Origin of the sequence: Aeromicrobium jepli (assembly GCF_047246605.1) — a bacterium.
Lineage (GTDB): Bacteria > Actinomycetota > Actinomycetes > Propionibacteriales > Nocardioidaceae > Aeromicrobium.
In genome coordinates, this window is the sequence record NZ_JBFOKO010000020.1 from 1 (window position 1) to 1,092 (window position 1,092).

Here is a 1,092-nt window from a genome sequence, read left to right on the forward strand (position 1 = left end):
TGTAGTTCCCCGGGACGTTGTGAACAGGTGACGTAGCGAAGACCTCCGGGAACGATGTGGGTTACCACACTCACTTCATTCCAACGGAGGTCTTCGTGACTCACGCTAATGCCCCTTTGACTCCTGAGGGGCGCCGACGTCTTGCCGTGTTGATCGTTGAGCAGGGCTGGCCGGTCCGGCGCGCTGCAGAGCGGTTGCAAGTCTCGCCGGCAACGGCGTCGAAATGGGCGCGCAGATATCGGGACGGGGACTCGATGACAGACGTATCGTCGCGGCCCCGCAGGTCGCCGGCACAGTGCTCACGCCGACTCGAGCGGCGGATCGTCGCGCTGCGGTTCGCGAGGCGTTGGGGTCCACATCGGATCGGCTATCACCTCGGAGTGCCCCGCTCGACTGTCGGACGGGTGCTGACCCGGTATCGGATGCCGCTGCTTGCCTGTCTGGACCAGGCGACCGGGCTGCCCGTCCGCAAACCCAAACCGGTCCGTTACGAGGCCTCGGCACCGGGCGAGCTGGTCCACGTCGACATCAAGAAACTCGGCCGGATCCCCGACGGGGGCGGCTGGCGCGCCCACGGCCGCGGCTCGGCCCAGGACCGCAACGCCGGCGCTGCCCGCGACAGGGCCGCACGTCGGGGCGCAGCGCCCTCGCGCGGTTACACGTTTCTGCATCACGCGGTCGACTCCTACTCCCGCTTGGCCTACTCCGAGCAGTTGGCGGACGAGCGCAAGGAGACCGCCGCCGCGTTCTGGAAACGAGCCCGCGCATTCTTCGCCGAGGCCGGATTCGAGGTCAGTGCCGTGATGACCGACAACGGCGCCTGCTACCGGTCATACGTCTTCGCCGCAGCACTCGGCGAAAACGTCAAGCACCGCCGGACACGGCCATACCGGCCCCAAACCAACGGCAAGGTCGAACGCTTCAACCGAACCCTTGCCACCGAGTGGGCCTACGCCGAGACCTACTCCTCAGACGCCGCCCGCCAAGCGACCTACTCCGACTGGCTCCATCACTACAATCACCACCGACCCCACACCGGCATCGGCGGCCTCACGCCCTCAGACCGCGTTCACAACCTCACGGGGAACTACA

At 66.8% G+C, this 1,092-nt stretch carries 1 protein-coding gene; it reads left to right on the top strand.

The window, feature by feature from the left end; translation table 11 throughout:
• Positions 1–95: 95 nt before the first annotated feature.
• A partial coding sequence (locus tag AB3M81_RS18520; protein WP_412905417.1) for an IS481 family transposase occupies positions 96–1,092 on the top strand: 997 nt, incomplete at its 3' end.